Consider the following 16,350-nt stretch of genomic DNA (forward strand, 5'->3'; position numbering starts at 1 on the left):
CGCTCATTACGAAATACCCAGGGTCATGGCAAAGCGCACAATGTCGGCGGTGGAGGCAAACCCCATCTTTTCCATCAGCCGAGTCTTGTGGGTACTGACCGTCTTGTTGCTGATGACCAACTGCTCGGCGATCTGGTTGACGCTCATGCCGTGCGCCAGCAAACGCAGGATCTGGAACTCGCGATCGGACAAGCTTTCGACAAAGGTCTGCTGCTTCAAACCGCTGCTTTGCAACGCGATCTGTTCTGCCAGCCCAGGGTCCAGGTAACGTTGACCGCTGACCACTCGACGGATCGCGACCAACAGGGTTTCGGGATCGCGGTCCTTGGTGAGGTAGCCGAGCGCACCGGCACGTAATGCCCGTTGCGCGATATGGATTTCGTTATGCATGCTCAACACCAGAATCGGCAGGTTCGGGTACTGGGTATGCAGCCGGGCAATCAGAATCTCGCCGCTGATACCCGGCATATTCATGTCGAGCAGCAACAGGTCGATTTCGACCTGACGCAACAGTTCGATCAGTTGCGTTCCACTCTCGGCTTCGGCCACGACCTGCACGTCGGCGACCAGGGTGAACAACTGCTTGAGTCCTTCGCGCATGATGGTGTGGTCATCGGCGATCAGCATGCGAATCATCAATACATATCCTTGTGCATCGGAATGAACGCCTGGACAGTCGTGCCCTGTCCGGGATGGCTGAAAATGATCACTTTGCCGCCCAGCATCAGGCCGCGCTCACGCATGCCCGCCAAGCCCAAGGTCTTGCGGCCGACGGCATCGGGGTCAAACCCCTTGCCGTTATCCTGGACCTCCAGCAACCAGTGCGTTTCCTGCGGGGTCAGGGTCACGCTGACCTGTGTCGCCTCGGCATAGCGAGCGATATTGGTCAACGACTCCTGCACGATGCGAAATGCGGCGGTAACGTGGGTATCCGGAAGGGTCAAGGGAATTAAAGGCAAGTGCAACACGCAGGGAACCCGGGTCACGGTGACGAATTCGGCGGTCAGCCATTCAAGACCGGACACCAGCCCCAGGTTCAACGCGGACGGGCGCAGGCTGGTGGAGACATCACGCACCACCTGGATCGTCTTATCGGTCAGCGCCATCAACCGCTCGACCTGAGGGGTAAGTTCAGGCGTATCGGCACCGAACTGAAACCTCAACAGCGAGATGCCCATGCGCAGTGCCGTCAGATGCTGGCCCAGTTCGTCATGGATCTCCCTGGCGATCAGCTTGCGTTCCTCTTCCCGCGCCGTTTCCCGGCGGGTCGACAGGTCGCGTAACTGGGCATTGGAATTGGCCAGGCGCCGTTCCGCAGCGCGCAGCTTGGAAATGTCGCGCCCCACGGCCAGTACACTGACGACGCGCTGGCCGTCGAGCTCTGGGACAAAATGGATCAACACCACCTTGGGCGCGTTTTTCAAACCTGACAATAAAAACTCTTGCTCCGTGGCTTTATTCTGCTGAATCACCTGGGCCACCAACTCTCGAAAAAGCTGGGCCTGGGCGTTCAGGGGCGCGACCTTATCCATGGGCATGCCTATCAGCTCCGGCCAGGCCCCGCCGACCCACTTTCTCAACTGCGCATTGACGTAGAGCACCTCCCCGCGAGCACTCAAGCGCGCGACGGCGTCCGGGCTGTTTTCTACCAGTGCGTTGATGTCGTGCTGGCGCTCCAGTTCTTTCTGCCGAGCCCTGGTCAACAGGGTCACATCGCGACAGATCACCAAGACTCGCTGGCCCGCACGCCCCGAATCGGCCACCGGCACCAAGGTAAAGTGCAGGTTGCGCACTTCACTGCGAAGCACCATCCCTTCCTCTGACTCAACCACCCGCCCAACGGCCATGCATTGTTCGTAAAGCGCCTGAATTTTCCCCGCATTCAACCGACCAAATATCGACTCCAGAGCCTCTCCGATGACATCCACATGAGGTTTTCCGAGCGCCTGTGATAACGCCGGATTGACCTCGACACACCGCAGGCCGCCAAGTGGCGTAACCTCCAGCAGGCAGAGCATATCCAAGGTATGGTCGGAAATATCCCGGTAACGGCGCTCGCGTTCCCGAAGTAACGATTCGGACCGCCAGCGTTCAATGGCAATGGCCGCAATGTGACAGGTCTGGCGCACACGCAGCAGGTCGCTCTCGTCCGGCAGAGAATCGGGCGACTGAGACAACTCGAAAGCCCCCAGGATGTGCCCCTGGTTATCCACGATGGGCTCGGACCAGAATGAAGGAAGGCCTTCTGCAAGCGTCACTGGCGAAGACTTGCGTGCCGACGACCCGAAACTTTTTGGCTCTGCAAGCGCGACGCCACAGGAACGGTGGGGCAAGGCCAGTTGAAGGTAGCCCACCAGCAACGCCAGCGTTTCATCTAAAGAAGCCCCCGTGGCCATGCTTTCGAATATGCGCAGACGCGCATCTTCAAGCACTTGCTGCTTACGCAACTCAGTGATGTCGTGGGCCAGCGCCAGCACCCCCGCCACCTCACCTGAAGGGCTGCGCTCGGCCATCAGGCTGACCACACAACTCACATAATCACCACTGGGCGCGACCACCCAGCTATTCAGGAATTGAGCCGTCTCGCCTGTGGAGGCCACGTGACGCAGTTGACTCAGGTAATGGCCGGACTCCTGCGTGGGGCTGGCGCCTATCGCCTCGTCATAAGACATGCCAGTCAAGTGCAGAAACGTCGGGTTGACGTACGTACGCAACAGGTTGCGATCGTAACGAACAATGATGTTGGGTGAATTTTCCGCAAGGGTGAGGAATTTGAGCTCGCTGCCCAGCAAGGTTTCACGAAGCTGCCAGTTCTCGGTGATGTCTTCCAGTTGGGAGACAAAACAAATCGGTTGCCCCTGGTCGTCCCGCACCAGCCCTACGGTCAAACGTACCCAGACAACCTGACCGTCGTGGTGAATGTAGCGTTTATGCAACGTGGCGCCCTGCCGTGCACCGCCCTTCAACTCTTCGATCAACTGCTTGCCCACCTCGCGGTCCTCGGGGTGGGTCAATGCCATGAATGTTGTATTTTTCAGCTGCGCTTCGCTGTAGCCCAGCAGCGTGCAAATCACGTTATTGGCCCGCAGCCAGCGACCGTCAAGCGCGACCAGCGCCAAGCCGGTACCGGACGAATCGAAAATCGATTTAAGGGGGATCTCGGAAAAGCGCTCGGCATTGGCATGAGAAGCCGGGAGTTCCACACCAGGGGTAATCTCAGCAATAAAATAGTCGTCGCGCCACGGCGTTATCGATACACCCAACCGGCTCGCTTCCCTCGTCGTCGCCTCGAAAGACACTCGGGATTTTCCATCGGCCTTTTCAAGCGCCGCATAAAAAAGCCCGTAGTCTTCAGGGCGCAGCAGGGAGAGAAACTCGGCTGCGGCATCAGCAGGTACCCCATGCTGACGCTGCAACACCGAGAACGCAGGGCTCTGCACGACGACCCGGGCAGATCGATCCAGGACAACAACCGCACCCGAAAGGCAGGCAAGCACGCCCTCAAGGGTTTGCAGCACTTCCTTGTCCGCCATTACTACTCCTGCATCGGTCGACGCTTACGATCAGGCCATAAGCCGGCGTAAACACTTCAAAAGGCTTTTAGGTTCGATGACTGAAAATTGAATTACCCGACGAATACGTTCCCTGAACCGGTCATTTGAATGCACCCCCCAAGCAAGGCTCACAAAAACACCTCCATACGGATATCCAAACCAGCGCCTCTGTAGCCTATCGTAGCCTCATTTACGACCTGCGCCAGCCATACCAAAGTTTATAAGCCCAATGAACGCCACGCCTCATTCTTTCGAAGGCAAGATTGCCTTGCAGCCTCTATTTCGGGCTACACGGCGCAACAACTAGTTGGCAAGAAGCATCGAATACTGAACGCCGGATTATTCATCCTTGAGTTATCTAAAGATGCTGGACACACACGATTAATATCGACCGGTCTTTTATACGAAACATGCTCAATAACGATAGATGCACGTGGGGTGTGACATGGCCCATGGGTTATGGCATTGCAACCCCTTGGCCCGCAATCACAATGCCGGTCAGGCAGCCACCCCGCCAACGCCCCGCTGTCCGACTCGTCACCAGCGGACAGCGCAATAGCCGACGCCTTGAAATCAAGCGTAAAACCGAGCATGAAGCGCACAACATAATAAAAATATATGATCTTAAAAAATCGCATAATGACAATGTTTAATAATTAGCTTATTCCAAAAAAGACTTTCCCTCGGGTTTTTTATAGGAATATCTTCACTTCACAGACCGACCCCATGCCTGGCGGAGGACGTACCCCCGACCACCAGGAGCCTGCCTCAGGCTAAATGGACCGATCTCGACATGCCAGACCTCGCCGCCCCGCTCCCCCTCAACAAGTTTCACCTGTCCCTGCTGACCAGCTCCCTGCTGCTCGCCACCGCGCCCTCCTTCACCGAGGCCTCCAGCGGTGATGCCCAGCTCGGCACCGTCACCGTGATCTCCACCGGCCTGCGTGGCCAGGAGCGCACCGTGGCCGACAGCCCGGCGCCGATTGATGTGATCAACAGCGAGCAGTTGCTCAAGACCGGGCGCGCCGAGTTGTCCGAGGCGATTGCCAAGCTGCTGCCATCCTTCAACTTCGGCACCAATATCGCCGGCTACAACTCGGTGACGCGGCCGTTGAGCAACCGCAGCCTCGGCCCGGCCTATACCCTGGTGCTGGTCAACGGCAAACGCCGGCACAACGGCGCCACCGGCCAGCGCGGGTCGATCGACAACAGCGGCGCCAATGCGGTGGACATCGACCTGATCCCGGTCAGTTCGGTGGACCACATCGAGGTGCTTAAAGACAGCGCGGCTGCCCAGTACGGCTCCGATGCGGTGGCCGGGGTGATCAATATCATCCTCAAGACCGGCAACAGCGGCGGGCACCTGGAAACCAGTTACGGCCAGTTGTTTTCCGGCCAGGGTGAAACGATCAAGGTGGCCGGCGACCAGGGTTTCACGCTCGGCGACGGCGGCTTTTTCCACCTCTCCGCAGACGCGCGCAAACGCGGCGAAGCCGCGTGGAACGACAAGGCCGACAGCAGCGTGCGCGCCTTCAACGACCCCGCCAAGGAAGCGGCCTGGGACCGTGTGGCCATCAAGAACGGCGACCCCGACCTGAAGGCCTTCAACCTCGCCTACAACGCCGAACTGCCCCTGGAAGACCTGACGCTCTACTCGTTCTCCACCTACGGCGAGCGCGATGCCGAGGCCGCCAACTACTTCCGCCTGCCGACCGGCCGAGCCGCCGTGCCCGAGGTGTTCCCCGACGGCTACTACCCGCTGAACAACATCAAGGACCGCGACTACCAGCTGCTGTTCGGCGGCAAGGGCCAAGCGGCCGAGTGGAACTGGGACCTGAGCACCACCTACGGACGCAACAACGTCCACCATTCCAGCGACCTGAATATCAACCCGTCCCTGGGCACCGCCTCGCCGACCAGGTTCGACAACCTGGCCACCTTCCGCTTCGAACAGTGGGTGAATAACCTGGACGTCACCCGCCGCTACGACAGCCTGTTCAACCTGACCTCGCCGGTGCAGGTGTCGGCCGGCCTGGAGCATCGCTGGGAACATTTCAGCACCTTCGCCGCAGACCCCGAGGCCTATATCACCGGCACCTACCCGGCGGCATCGGGCGCGCAGGCGGCGGTGACGATTCGCCCGGAGGATGAGGTCAGCCTGATCCGCAACAACTACGCCGGCTACCTGGACCTGGGCTTTGACCTGACCGAGCGCTGGTTTCTCGACGTTGCCGGGCGGATCGAACATTACGATGACGACTCGGGCAACACCTTCGGCCTCAAAGTGAATTCGCGCTACGAACTGACCGACAACGTGGCCGTGCGCGGCACCGTCGGCACCGGCTTCCGTGCGCCGTCCCTGACCCAGATCGGCTACACCGTGGCCGACAACCGAGTGGCTACCGATGTGAACGGCAACGTGGTGCCTGCCGTCACCCGCCTGACCCCGTCGGGCAGCAACCTGGCCAAGGCCTTGGGCGGCGATGACCTCAAACCGGAGAAGTCGCGCAACCTCGGGCTGGGCCTGACCTGGCAGCCGGCACCGCGCACCAGCATCACCGCCGACGCTTATCTCATCGACATCGACGACCGCATCGCCCTGACCAGCAATATCTACGACCAGGGCAACGGCGTGATCAACGGCATCCTCACTGCCCAAGGCGTGCCCTCGGGCACCTGGGTCAACTACTACACCAACGCGTTCGATACCCGCACCCGTGGCCTGGACGTGGTCGCCGACCACACCACACCGCTGGATGCCTGGGGCGATGTGCGCTGGAGCCTGGGTTTCAACTGGAACAAGACCACCATCGAAGGCACCCGGGACACCCCGAGTGCGCTGGCCAACTCCGGCGTCACCCTGGTGGGCCGCGACCGCGAAGGCGATCTCACGCAAGCCTCGCCCAAGACCAAATGGATCCTGGGCGCCAACTGGAAGGTCGAGGACCTGGCAGTGAACCTGCAAACCAGCCGCTACGGTGCGGTCAAGACCCTGGCGGTCAACCCCACCGGCGACCGCAGTTTCGGTGCGAAATGGATCACCGACCTGGACGTCAGCTACACCTTCGTCGACCAGATCACCGTCAGCATCGGCGGTACCAACATCTTCGACGTGCGCCCCGACCGGCACGCCGTCTACAGCAACCTGGGCCTGGCGCCCTACGGTAACCCGCCGTTCTACCCCGGCGGCGGCTACTGGTACACCAAGCTGGCCTACGACTTCTAAGCCAATCGCCATACGAGGGCATCCCATTGAACACCTCCAACTTGATGAGCCGTCTATTGGCCCCTTGCGTCCTGGCATTCAGCCTGGCCGCCTGCTCGCCTTCGGGCAGTGACAGCCAGGCCGGCAAGACCCTGAACATCGCCTTCTTTGGCGACAACACCATCCTGGTCAGCGTCGACCCGTTCCAGGTCTATTGGCTCGAACACCGGGTGCTGCTGCGCAATATCGCCGAGTCCCTCACCGACCAGGACCCGGAAACCGGCAAGATCATTCCCTGGCTGGCGAAAAGCTGGGAAATCAGCGACGACGCATTGACCTACACCTTCCACCTGCGCGACAACGTCACCTTCAGCAACGGCGAGCGCTTCGATGCCAAGGCCGTCAAAACCGCCTTCGACAGCAACAAGGCGCTGGCTACCGAGTTGCCGGCCACCTTCGGCGCGACGTACCTGGCGGGCTTTGATCACGCCGAAGTGCTCGATGAATTTACCGTCAAGCTGGTACTCGCCCAGCCCAACGCGGGCTTCCTGCAGGCGACTTCCACCACCAACCTGGCCATCCTCGCGCCGGCCTCCTACTTGCTGAGCGTCAAGGAGCGTTCGCTCGGCAAGATCATCGGTACCGGCCCGTTCGTATTGGCCAGCTACACCCCGGAAGTCGGCGCGCACCTGACCAAGCGCAAGGGTTACGCCTGGGCGTCGGCGAATATGAAAAACCAGGGCGAAGCACACCTGGATGCGGTGGACGTCACCTACATCCCCGAGGAAAGCGTGCGCAACGGCCTGTTCCTGCAAGGCAAGGCCGACATCCTGTGGCCACGCAACCCGTTCTCGGAAGTCGACCTGAAACTGCTGCAATCCAAGGGCGCGACGATCCAGAGCCGCTCGCTGCCGGGGCCTTCCCTGAACCTGTTTCCCAACACCCGTGGCGGTCGCGTACTGGCCGATAAACAGGTGCGCCTCGCCGTGCAGAAAGCCATCGACCGCAAGAGCTACGCGAGCACCGTCTACAACGCCGAGTTCGCGGTGGTAGACGGCATCTTTGATGTGACCACGCCTTACTTCAAGAGCCAGGGCGCCAAGCTCGCCTATGACCCGGCGGGCGCCGAGCACCTGTTGGACAGTGCCGGCTGGACCAAAGGTGCAGACGGCTACCGACAGAAGGACGGTAAGCGCCTGAGCCTGACCTACAACGTCATGCAGGCCGAGACCGCGGGCGATGTACTGCTTCAGGACCAACTGCGCAAGGTCGGCATTGAGGTAAAACTCAGCGTGGTCACGCGTGCCGAATGGGTCGCCAACAACTCCGCCGGCAACTACGACCTGACGATCAGCTACATGACGCGCGCCGATCCGATCATCCTGCAAACCATCCTTGATCCACGGACTGCCAACAGCTCGACCGTAGCGACGAACATCTTTGAGCCGCACGTGCTTGAACGCGCCAAGGGCCTGTTTGACGCGGGCATCACCGCCACGCAAAGCGCACAACGCGCGACAGCCTACGGCGACCTGCAAGACCTGCTGATCGACGAAGGCTCGGCGTTCCCGGTGTATGAGCGCGTCTGGCAGGCCGCGACATCGCCCAAGGTAAAAAACTTCCGCTGGACCGCCGAGGGCTTTGCCCTGCTGGGTGACATCGAGGTCGGCACGCCATGAGCCGCTACCTGATCGGCCGGGTCGGCCAGGCGCTGCTGGTGCTATGGGGTGCCTATAGCATCACCTACTTCATCCTCTATCTGCTGCCGGGCGATACCTTGTCGATCATGCTCAGTGCGTCGGGCATGGAAGCCGATGCCCTGTCGGTGGAAGACCTGGCCAAGGCGCGCGCCTACTACGGGCTGGATAAAGGCCTGTTCGAGCAATATATCGACCTGCTGCTGGGTGCGCTGCACGGTGATTTCGGGCAGTCGCTGTCGCTCAATCGCCCGGTAGCCGAATTGCTCGCCGAACGCCTTCCCCAGACGCTGTCCCTGGCCGGCCTGGCGATTGTGCTCTCGCTGCTCGGCGGTATCGGCCTGGCTTACCTCACCGCGTATATTCGCTGGCAACCGTTGAAAAAGGCGCTGGCGCGCTTGCCGTCCCTGGGCTTTTCGGTGCCTGTGTTCTGGATGGGCTTGCTGCTGATCCAGGTGTTTGCGTTTGGCCTGGGCTGGTTTCCCGCCACCGGCAGCCGCGGTGTTGAAAGCCTGGTACTGCCGGCGATCACCCTGGCAATTCCCAGTGCAGCGGTGTACGCCCAGGTGCTGCAACGCAGTTTCCAGGGCGTGTGGAAAGAGTCCTATATCGTCACCGCCTACGCCAAGGGCCTGAGCCGAGGCCAGGTGCAGGCCCGTCATGGGTTCAGGAATGCTGCGCTGCCGATCCTCACCCTGATCGGCCTGCAGGTGGGTAACACCGTGTCCGGCGCGGTGCTGGTGGAAACCATCTTTGCCCGCGCCGGCATCGGCCGCCTGGCCCAGGAAGCGGTGTTGCGCCAGGACATTCCGCTGGTGCTGGCCATCGTCGCGGTTTCGGCGGCGGCATTTGTCCTGGTGAACCTGCTGGTGGACCTGCTTTACCCCTGGCTCGACCCGCGCATCTCCCACACGCCCAAGGTGTCCTAGACCATGACGACGCTTACCCGGAAACTGATCCGCAGCGAAACCCTCTGGCGCCGCCGCAGCCCCTTGCAACGCACAACGGCGATACTCCTGCCATTGTTGCGCCGGCCGGGGTTCAGCCTGGCGGTGCTGGTGGTGCTGTTCTCGCTGGTCGCCGCCGTGACGCCGCAGTTGCTGAGCAGTTTCGACCCTTACGCCACCGCGCCCGCCGCCAAACTCAGCGCCCCCAACCTGACCCACTGGTTCGGCACCGACGAGCTGGGCCGCGACCTGTTTACCCGCGTGGTCTACGGCGCCAGCCTGTCGGTTCTGGCCGCCTCCCTGGCCGTCGGCATTGCCTTGGTGGGCGGGCTGGGGCTGGGCATTTTGTCCGGGTTTGCCGGTGGCCGTCTCGATGCGGTGATCATGCGTTTTGTCGATGTGCTGCTCGCCCTGCCCGGCCTGTTGCTGGCCCTGGCGATTGTCACGGCGATCGGCTTCGGTACGGTGCCGGTGGCCATTGCCGTGGGCATCGGCATCATTCCAGGCTTTGCCCGCACCACCCGCGCCGAAGTGCTGCGGGTGAAAACCCTGCCCTATGTCGAAGCCGCACGCCTGGGCGGTGCCAGTTGGGGCCGCACGTTGTTGCGACACATTCTGCCCAACGCCTGGGGCCCGGTAGCCGTGCTGGCAACCCTGGATTTCGGCGCGGCGATCCTCGCCACCGCAGGCTTGAGCTTTCTCGGTTTCGGCGCTGCACCACCGGCGGCGGAATGGGGCACCTTGATCGCCAACGGCCGCCACTTCCTGATCACTGCACCGTGGGTGTCCTTGCTGCCCGGCCTGTTCCTGGTGGCCGTGGTGTTCAGCCTTAACCATATTGCCCGCACGTTCGAGGAGATCCAGCGATGAGCACCCAACCGCTTTTAATCGATGTGCGCCAACTGAGCGTCGACTACCGCTCCGGCGGCCAGCTCAATCCGGCGGTGCGCAGCCTGTCATTGTCACTTACCCAGGGCGAGACCGTGGCGATTGTCGGCGAGTCCGGCTCGGGCAAATCGACGCTGGCTAACGCGATCCTCGGCCTGCTGCCCGAGAATGCGCAGATCAGCGCCGGCGAGCTGTGGGTAGATGGGAACAACCTGACCCACGCCAGCGAACGCCAGAAACGCGCCTTGCGCGGCCGCACCATCGGCCTGGTGCCCCAGGACCCGATGGTCAGCCTCAACCCCACGTTGCGCATTGGCCAGCAAATTGCCGAGGCGCTGGTACTCGCCAGGGGCAAACGCTACCCCGCTGTCGACGCCGACATTGTCGAGCTGCTGCAACAGGTGGGCATCGACAAGCCGGTTCTGCGCGCACGCCAGTACCCCCATGAACTCTCCGGCGGCATGCGCCAGCGCGTGCTGATCGCCATCGCCCTGGCCGGCAACCCACGCCTGATCATCGCCGACGAGCCCACCAGCGCCCTCGACGTGACCGTGCAGCGCAAGATCCTCGACCACTTGCAGCGCCTGGTCAGGGAGCGCGGCATTTCGCTGCTGATCATTACCCACGACCTGGGCGTGGCCCTCGACCGTGCCGACCGCATCCTGGTGATGCAACAGGGTGAAGTGGTAGAGCAAGGTCCGCCACGGCAGATCCTCGCGCACCCCAGCCACGACTACACACGCGCGCTGATCGCCGCCGCCCCGGCCTTCGCCAAGCGGCGTGAACCGTTGCTCCAGCTCGACCTGGGGCATGAGCCGATCCTGAGCCTGCACAACGTCGGCAAGACGTTTGCCCTGCCCAAGGTCAAGGGCGAGGCGTCGACCTTCGTGGCCTTGGAAGATCTGAGCCTGGAGGTGTACCCCGGTCAGACCCTGGCCATCGTCGGCGAGTCCGGCTCGGGCAAGAGCACTGCGCTGCGTATCGCCCTCGGCCTGGAAAAGCCGACACAGGGCCGGGTCTGGTTCGAGCAGCAAGACGTCACCGACCTGAGCTGGCGCGACTTCCGCCCGCTGCGCCAACGCCTGCAACTGGTGCAACAAAACCCCTTCGCCGCGCTGGACCCGCGCTTCACGGTGTTCGACAGCATCGTGGAACCGCTGGTGTCGTTTGGCTTGCTCAAGGGCGCCGCCCTGGAACAGGCGGCGCGCGAATTGATCAGCCGCGTGCACCTGCCGGTGAGCTTTCTGGATCGTCTGCCCCGTGAGCTGTCGGGCGGCCAGTGCCAACGGGTCGCCATCGCCAGGGCCTTGGCGTTGAAACCCGACCTGCTGTTGCTGGATGAACCGGTCAGCGCCCTGGATGTGTCGGTGCAAGCACGCATCCTTGACCTGCTGCAAGAGCTGCAACGGGAGATGGGCATCGCCTATGTGCTGGTGTCCCACGATCTGTCAGTGGTGGCCAACTTCGCCCATGCGGTGCTGGTGCTGCGCAAGGGTCGCGTGGTTGAACAAGGCTCGGTGGCGCACATCTTCAACCAGCCGGCCAGCGACTACACTCGCGAACTGATTGCGGCCATCCCTGGCCGGCAAGTCACGGCAAGCGCCGCCTGAGGTTTACTGCACCGAGCAATCCCGCGCCACAATGCCCTTCTCCTGGGCATACGCGGCGGACTTGGCTTCGATCAACGGACGCAAGGTGGCGCGGTCGGCTTGCAGCCAGTCGGTCACCAGCACCCACTTTTGCCCATCCCACTGCTGCACCCGGGCGGAACCGCCGCCTTCGTGGTCGGCGCAGGACAATGTCAACGGCGCCAACAGCCCTTCGAAGCCCATGGCCTTGAGGCGTGCAGCGTCGATATTCAGGTGTTCGAACGCCCAGCGGGTTTCCTCGCCGTTCAGCGCGCGGTTGCCGAACTTGGCCTGGCCGGTGCGCAGCGCTTCGACGGCAATCGCGGCGTTGATCAGGCCAATGTTGTAGTAGACCTTGCCAAAGTAGCTGGGGTCCTTGAGGTTGCTCTTGCCGGGATCGAGGATGAACTGCTTGAGCTTTTTATGGATCTCGAAGCTGTCGCCACCGGGGAACGGCGCCAGTGCCTGGTAGCCTTTGGCGGCGGTGCCGGCGGGAATCACGTCGGCTTCGGAGCCGGCCCAGACATCACCGATCAGGCGGTCCACGGGGATGCCAAAGCGCACGGCGGTCTTGATGCCGACGGGAGTGGACACGCCCCAGGTGCGCAGGAATACCCAGTCCGGGTTGATCTGCCGCACCTGGCGCCATTGGGTGGACTGCTCGTTGCCGGGGTCGGCCACGGGGATCTGGATGTTATCGAACCCGTATTTTTGCGCCAGCAACTGCATGGCCGCCTGGGTTTCGCGGCCATAGGCGGAGTCGTGATAGACGGTGACGATCTTCTTGCCCTTGAGCTTGTCCAGGCCGCCTTCGCGCTGGGCGATGTAGTTGATGCCCACCGAGGCCTGGCCGTAGTAGTTGAGCAACAACGGGAACGCGTAAGGGAATACGCGGCCATCGGTGGACTCGGTACGCCCGCCGGCGCCGTCGATCAGCGGGATGTGGTCAACGGCGGCACGGTCCATCAGCGCGTAGGAGGCCGGGGTGCTGTGGGTGAAGAAGAACCCGGTGGGCGCGCCGTCCAGGCCACCTTTGTAGCGCTCGTAGCATTCGATGATGCGGTCGGTCTTCCACTCGGTCTCGCATTCCTGCCAGACCAGCTTGACGCCATTCACCCCGCCTTCGACCTCGTTGATGTAGCGAAAGTAATCAATCTCCCCCGCCCACCACGGAATGCCGCTGGAAGCATAGGCGCCGACCCGGTAGGTGGCGAGCGGGATGAACTGTTGATCGTTGGCGGCCTGGGCAACAGGCCCGCCCAAGGCGCCGAGTGCCAGCAGGCTGGCGATGATTGTGCGTTGCAAGACGTTGTGCATGTGTGTGGGTTCTTATGAAAGGTGAGGTTTCCCCTCCCGTTGTCGGGTCAGCGCCAATCGGGTCACAACACAATTCATGCCAAGCGCATAAGCCTTCCTATTCAAGGGATTGCGCTGTACCGGTCACCCTGCACGGCTCGGATAATCGAACACTTTATTGAACCGCTGTTGCGCCACCAACACCGCGCTCGATCGCCAGGCCTGCGGCAAAATAGCGCGTTTTACTTCATGCCTGAACTGCGGCTAAATACCCGCCCTTTTGCGTCGATTGCTTCGATGGCTATGTTCAAACGCGTCAGCCCCTGGATCGCCTGCCTGGCCCTGTTGCTCAACATGCTGGCCATGCCGCTGAGCCGTGCCCTGCAAACGCCGGACATCGGCCTGATGCTCTGGGGCGGATTCTGCTCCGGGGGCGCGTCGCAAGCCCTGCCGCCAGGCTTTGCCAAGCTGATCGACCCATCGCAGTCGGCCCCGGCACCCAGCACCATGAAGCACAGCGATTGCTGCTGTGGTCATGCCGGATTGGCCGCCCTGCCTTCCAGCCATTACCGGCATCTGCTGCCGCGCTATACACCCGATATCGCCCTCGACAACCCGTTGCTGCCAACGTTGCAACCCAAGGTCCGCTGGCCGGACCTCAACCCGCGCGCCTCTCCTCTCGCCTGATCGCCCCGAACCCTGCGTTATCAGCCTTCCACTGCGGAGGCTGGAACATCCTTGAAGTGTTTGGCTATCAGGAAGTATGTCCATGCCTGTTCACTTGACTGCGCCGCGTGCGCAGCGTCACTCCGTGTCCCGTTGCCTGTGGCCGCTGATTTCAGCCGGTCTGTTCGCCCTCAACCCGTTATCTTTGGCCCTTGCCCAAGCCAGCCAAAGCGAAGACTCGGCCCTGACCCTCGGCACCGTCACGGTCCAGGGTGCAAGTGGCGCCAGCGGCCCGTTGAGTACCGCCAGCGTGCTCAGCTCGGTGGATATTCTGGGTGCCGACATCCTCGAAAAAATGCCGGTCAACTACAGCTGGGAACTGTTCAGCCGCGCGCCGGGGGTGATGCTCACCGAATTCAACCAGGGCACCACCTCCGGCAAGATCTCGTTTCGCGGCTTCAACGGCGAAGGTGAAGTGAATGCGGTGAAGCTGCTGATCGATGGCATTCCGAGCAACAGCAACGACGGCAACATGCCGTTTATGGACATGATTTTCCCGTTGGAGCTGGACAGTATCGAAGTGGTGCGCGGCACGAGCGATGCGCGCTACGGCCTGAACAACATCGCCGGCAACGTCAATATGCTCACCCGCACGGGCGGCGACTACACCAGGGCACGCCTGCGTTATGGCAGCTTCAACACCCAGGAAACGCAGTTCGCCAAAGGCATCCAGGGCAGCAATTGGACGCAGAACTACTTCTTCGCCTACCAGAAGGCTGACGGCTACCGCGACCATGCCGAGGCGGACAAATTCTCGCTGTCGGGCAAATGGTTCTACACCCCGGACGACAACAGCTACCGCATCGGCCTGATCGCCCGTCACTACGAAACCGAGGCTCAGGAGCCCGGTTACTTGAGCGAGGACGATGCGCGCCGACATCCGACCATGACCAACAACTACAACGCCGGCGATAAAGGCACGCGGCGCATGAACCAGCTCAGTCTGCATCTCGACACTGAGCTGACCGACACCCTTGCCTGGTCGGCGAAAACCTACGTCAACACGTTCGATGACCGGCGCTGGACCCAGTACTGGCGCACCAGTGCCCAGCAGGAGCGCGACGCCTACGAAACCCAATACGGTGCCCTCACCTCGCTGACCTGGCGCCCGCACGTCAGTTGGTTGTATGACTTCGCCCTGGAGGGCGGCGCCGATACGCAACAGCAACAGAACCAGAGCGAGCGCTACCGCACCCAAAACCGCACGCGCCTGGCGCAAACCCGCGACCAGCAGTTCGACTTCGACACCTACGGCGCCTACGTGCAGGCCGAGATCAAGCCGTTCGAGTCGTTGAAGATCATCCCGGCGTATCGCGTCGACAAGATCCAGGGCAACTTCACCAACGAAATGACCGGCCTGGATTACGACATCAACGACTACGGGCTGATCAGGCAACCCAAGCTCAGCGTGGTGTACTCACCCTGGGACGTGGCCAGCGTGTACGCCAACTGGGGGCGCACGTTCCAGGTCGGCACCGGCGCGGCGGCCTACAAGATTCCGCCCAGGGACACCGACCTGGCGCCGTCCATCAATGACGGCTGGGAAACCGGGATCAAATTCACCCCCGCCGACTGGATCGACGGCCGTGTGGCGTATTGGCAACAGCAAGCCAGTGGCGAAGTCAGCCGCCGGCTCAATGACCCCAGCGGCGAGTCGGACAACGTCGGCGAAACCCGCCGCTGGGGTTACGACGCGCAGTTGAACCTGCACCCGAATGAACGCACCGAGATCTGGCTGGCCTACGCCTGGCAGTACTCGAAAATCCTCCAGCCCAGCGCGACGCTGCCTAACAGCAAGGGCCAGGAAATCGACCACATCCCCCATCACCTGTACAACGCCGGCGTCAGCTTCAAGGCCACGCCGGCCCTGCAACTCACCGCCTGGATGAACGGCCAGACGAACTACTACCTGGAACGCGAGAACACCCAGGGCACTTACGGGGGCTACGTATTGATGAACCTGGGCGCGACGTACCAGGTGACCAAGTCGCTCAGCGTCGACCTGCAACTGAAAAACCTCACCAACCGTTACTACGAGTACGCCTGGTATGACCCGGACGGTGCCAAAGCGTCGCTGCACTCCCCCGGCGACGGACGTGCGTTGTATAGCGGGGTGACGCTGGACTTCTGAATGGGTGAGAGCACACTAGCCCCAACAATCAGACCGACAATAAAGTCGCGCTAACCACGATGCGAAGCGAGCCGCCCTTGATCTTGCTTTAGATCTTGATCTTGACCTTGATCTCAGGCGCCCCGTTAAACCACGCTGGCCGGAATTCGACAGTGATTTGGGGGGTAAACCGGCAGGGATGCCGGTTTAGCCGCCCCGCGCCATGGATGGCGCGTGGCGGCGGCCCCCCAAATCACTGTCGGATTACGGGCACACCGAGCCTGGGCGAGGTGCCGAGT

General features: G+C 61.9%; 10 protein-coding genes. 7 read left to right on the top strand and 3 right to left on the bottom strand.

The window, feature by feature from the left end; all coding sequences use genetic code 11:
* Window positions 1-6 precede the first annotated feature (6 nt).
* Together AB1462_RS08115 and AB1462_RS08120 are read right to left on the bottom strand one after the other, a co-directional pair.
* Window positions 7-636: a response regulator gene (locus AB1462_RS08115; protein ID WP_367246558.1), complete on the bottom strand. Its 630-nt coding sequence runs from the start codon at window positions 634-636 to the stop codon at window positions 7-9.
* Window positions 636-3,533 (bottom strand): PAS domain S-box protein, encoded by a 2,898-nt coding sequence (locus AB1462_RS08120; protein ID WP_367246559.1) that lies wholly within the window; start codon window positions 3,531-3,533, stop codon window positions 636-638. The genes AB1462_RS08115 and AB1462_RS08120 overlap by 1 nt, the downstream gene beginning before the upstream one ends.
* A gap of 814 nt (window positions 3,534-4,347) precedes the next feature.
* Between AB1462_RS08120 and AB1462_RS08125 the strand changes: the two genes are divergently transcribed.
* Genes AB1462_RS08125 through AB1462_RS08145 form a run of 5 tightly spaced genes read left to right on the top strand, consistent with a single transcriptional unit; the run spans window position 4,348 to window position 11,901 of the window.
* The gene (locus tag AB1462_RS08125; RefSeq protein WP_367246560.1) at window positions 4,348-6,780 is read left to right on the top strand and encodes a TonB-dependent receptor plug domain-containing protein; all 2,433 of its coding nucleotides are present in this window, start codon (window positions 4,348-4,350) and stop codon (window positions 6,778-6,780) included.
* 44 nt (window positions 6,781-6,824) lie between these two features.
* Complete coding sequence (locus AB1462_RS08130; protein WP_090410003.1) at window positions 6,825-8,438, top strand: ABC transporter substrate-binding protein; 1,614 nt, start codon at window positions 6,825-6,827, stop codon at window positions 8,436-8,438.
* Complete coding sequence (locus AB1462_RS08135) at window positions 8,435-9,385, top strand: ABC transporter permease (protein WP_367246561.1); 951 nt, start codon at window positions 8,435-8,437, stop codon at window positions 9,383-9,385. Before AB1462_RS08130 ends, AB1462_RS08135 begins: the two co-directional genes overlap by 4 nt.
* A gap of 3 nt (window positions 9,386-9,388) precedes the next feature.
* Window positions 9,389-10,273, top strand: a complete 885-nt coding sequence (locus AB1462_RS08140; RefSeq protein WP_367246562.1) for an ABC transporter permease — start codon at window positions 9,389-9,391, stop codon at window positions 10,271-10,273.
* Window positions 10,270-11,901 carry an ABC transporter ATP-binding protein gene (locus AB1462_RS08145; RefSeq protein WP_259194105.1) on the top strand — a complete coding sequence of 544 codons (1,632 nt, stop codon included), beginning with the start codon at window positions 10,270-10,272 and terminating at the stop codon, window positions 11,899-11,901. The genes AB1462_RS08140 and AB1462_RS08145 overlap by 4 nt, the downstream gene beginning before the upstream one ends.
* A 3-nt stretch (window positions 11,902-11,904) precedes the next feature.
* On the opposite strand, the gene AB1462_RS08150 is transcribed toward AB1462_RS08145, so the two are convergent.
* Window positions 11,905-13,236 carry an ABC transporter substrate-binding protein gene (locus tag AB1462_RS08150; RefSeq protein WP_259194106.1) on the bottom strand — a complete coding sequence of 444 codons (1,332 nt, stop codon included), beginning with the start codon at window positions 13,234-13,236 and terminating at the stop codon, window positions 11,905-11,907.
* Window positions 13,237-13,512: 276 nt separating this feature from the next.
* Here AB1462_RS08150 and AB1462_RS08155 point away from each other — a divergent pair, with 276 nt between their 5' ends.
* Together AB1462_RS08155 and AB1462_RS08160 are read left to right on the top strand one after the other, a co-directional pair.
* A complete protein-coding gene (locus AB1462_RS08155; RefSeq protein ID WP_090404734.1) occupies window positions 13,513-13,902 on the top strand; it encodes a DUF2946 family protein in 390 nt (129 codons plus the stop codon).
* A gap of 82 nt (window positions 13,903-13,984) precedes the next feature.
* On the top strand, window positions 13,985-16,072 hold the full coding sequence (locus tag AB1462_RS08160; RefSeq protein ID WP_367246563.1) for a TonB-dependent receptor: 2,088 nt from the start codon (window positions 13,985-13,987) through the stop codon (window positions 16,070-16,072).
* Window positions 16,073-16,350 lie beyond the last annotated feature (278 nt).

It is taken from the genome of Pseudomonas sp. SB113, from assembly GCF_040754745.1.
GTDB classification, from domain to species: domain Bacteria; phylum Pseudomonadota; class Gammaproteobacteria; order Pseudomonadales; family Pseudomonadaceae; genus Aquipseudomonas; species Aquipseudomonas grimontii.

Coding starts and splice junctions, on each gene's coding strand:
- AB1462_RS08115 (WP_367246558.1), bottom strand. CDS start 636: ATGATTCGCATGCTGATCGCCGATGACCACACCATCATGCGCGAAGGA.
- AB1462_RS08120 (WP_367246559.1), bottom strand. CDS start 3,533: ATGGCGGACAAGGAAGTGCTGCAAACCCTTGAGGGCGTGCTTGCCTGC.
- AB1462_RS08125 (WP_367246560.1), top strand. CDS start 4,348: ATGCCAGACCTCGCCGCCCCGCTCCCCCTCAACAAGTTTCACCTGTCC.
- AB1462_RS08130 (WP_090410003.1), top strand. CDS start 6,825: ATGAGCCGTCTATTGGCCCCTTGCGTCCTGGCATTCAGCCTGGCCGCC.
- AB1462_RS08135 (WP_367246561.1), top strand. CDS start 8,435: ATGAGCCGCTACCTGATCGGCCGGGTCGGCCAGGCGCTGCTGGTGCTA.
- AB1462_RS08140 (WP_367246562.1), top strand. CDS start 9,389: ATGACGACGCTTACCCGGAAACTGATCCGCAGCGAAACCCTCTGGCGC.
- AB1462_RS08145 (WP_259194105.1), top strand. CDS start 10,270: ATGAGCACCCAACCGCTTTTAATCGATGTGCGCCAACTGAGCGTCGAC.
- AB1462_RS08150 (WP_259194106.1), bottom strand. CDS start 13,236: ATGCACAACGTCTTGCAACGCACAATCATCGCCAGCCTGCTGGCACTC.
- AB1462_RS08155 (WP_090404734.1), top strand. CDS start 13,513: ATGGCTATGTTCAAACGCGTCAGCCCCTGGATCGCCTGCCTGGCCCTG.
- AB1462_RS08160 (WP_367246563.1), top strand. CDS start 13,985: ATGCCTGTTCACTTGACTGCGCCGCGTGCGCAGCGTCACTCCGTGTCC.